Origin of the sequence: Pseudomonas sp. TH31 (assembly GCF_016650815.1) — a bacterium.
GTDB lineage: Bacteria > Pseudomonadota > Gammaproteobacteria > Pseudomonadales > Pseudomonadaceae > Aquipseudomonas.
This window is the reverse complement of record NZ_JAEKEZ010000036.1, coordinates 1-1,907: the sequence shown is the minus strand read 5'-3', so window position 1 is coordinate 1,907 and position 1,907 is coordinate 1. Positions and strand designations below refer to the sequence as shown.

Here is a 1,907-nt window from a genome sequence, read left to right as displayed (position 1 = left end):
CCCCTCGCAGCCGAGGTTAGCGACGGGCGGAAACCGGCCAAGAACTGCCATTCGCGTCTTGCAACTGCCGAGACTCAGTTACCAATTAGAACCGAAAAAAAATAGGAACATTCGGGCGTAACAACGCTACTTCAACGGTGAGCAGCTAATTGATAAAATTATAATAAATTTGCATGTACCCATACTCCGTATCATTAAATATGGATGTGATGTTTTTGAGGAAATCGGCAATAAGTACCGACATTGCCAACCAGCAATGTATTAATTTCTGTAAAAAATTTGACCACTACGTGGAGGCTATGCCATGTACGCCATAACCACCAAGAGCCATCACCCCAGGACAAGGGGGATGGAGTGGTAAGATATAAAACGCTATAAGGCGCGAAACCTGCCTGGAAAAGCATTCGCCAAAATGCACGCAAGTAATATCAACGTTATGCTCAACAACAGAGGCATGCTTAACGAGTTTTTCGTCATCACCTGTTCTCCCTTAATTCCCCGCGTCACCACGTACGTAAGGTTTGGTTCCTCGCTGCATTAGATTTATTTATCAACCGAGGCGGTAGCTTCAGAGTCGATCAGGTGGTCATTTTCCGCCACAATATGGCACTGTTCACCCGTTGCACGGTGACAGTCTGAAAGTGCCTTTTTCCGTGCATCCTCAGCTGAGCGCTCGCCAAAATGCCAATAGAAATCATCGCTATTGGGAGTCGACGCCAGTGCCTTTTCAGTGCTTTGTCTCAGGTAATTTTCTACAGTCTTGCGTTGAATCGGCTGTAGTCGAGACAGCAATGGCGCGAAACTGGACTGATCTAGCGCAGGCAAATTACCGCGTTGCAAAAACGCCTCTATTTGCGGTTGAAAAAAAGGCGTCGCAGTCGACTTGAATAGCGTATGCCCATTCGAGCCAAACGGCGCCAGCATATTGAAATCAGCGAGTCCGCCCTTTGAGAGATAGGCTGCCAGCATCCGATGGGCGAACTCTGGAGGAAAGTACGGATCATTTTTCGCGTAAATCCAAAGTGTCGGGGTCGGATTTCCGGCTCCCGAACGCGTCAGGTTTCGAAGCAAGTCATCTTGAGACAGGCCACAGTTGGACTCCGGATCGCCGGCGTTGTTGGCATGAAATACACCACCAGAGATATTGATTACCGCCTTCAACGGGCGGCCTGATCGCCCAGCCAGCGTTAGCATAGAAGCGCCGCCAATCGATATTCCAACGCCCAGCGCGGTGGATGGATCCACATCTGTGCGCGCGCGCAGTGCAGCCAACGCGCTCGCCAATACGTCCGCATGGCTGTTGAGAAAAGGGCCCATGGTAGGAGAAGAACATTTTCCGGTATTCTCCATGAATGACGGGCTGGAGCGGCCATAGCCGGGCCACTCCACTGAGGCGGCCAGCCAGCCGCGATGGGCAAAGTCATGGGCGATATGCGCGAGCCAATCAGCGCGTGCGCTCTTAGCCTCTGGACCACTCTCCGCTCCGTTAACGATCAGTGCAATGGGCAGATTGACGCCGCCCACGGGATGCACAATCAGTGTGTCCAACATCTCGGTACGATTTCCGACCTGGACCGGCATCGAGATTTGTTCTTCAACCACGGCGTTATCGGCCAAGACTTGATGCGCCAGGAACAGTTGCAAAGCGCTTAAGACGAGGAGGCGGTAGTTAAATCTCATGGATATACCACTCTTATTAAAATTGACTCTCGAACATAGCTGGGAGCAAGTTGCAATGCAATTAAAATAAACCTCACCTAAGTTGCACTGGGCCCACCCATTACAAAACTGAAATAGTTCTCGCATATGCTAGGTACGGGCGACCCATCAAGTTAATGAGCCCAAACCATTTACACTGAAGCGCCTCTGATTTCGTAGACGCCGCGATAGGCCGCTATGGGTCGACT

Annotated in this window: 1 protein-coding gene; it reads right to left on the bottom strand. The window is 50.9% G+C overall.

All coding sequences use genetic code 11. The features are described from left to right. Positions 1 to 543: 543 nt before the first annotated feature. A complete protein-coding gene (locus tag JFV26_RS30280; RefSeq protein WP_201197283.1) occupies positions 544 to 1,680 on the bottom strand; it encodes an alpha/beta hydrolase family protein in 1,137 nt (378 codons plus the stop codon). Between the last annotated feature and the right edge of the window lie 227 nt (positions 1,681 to 1,907).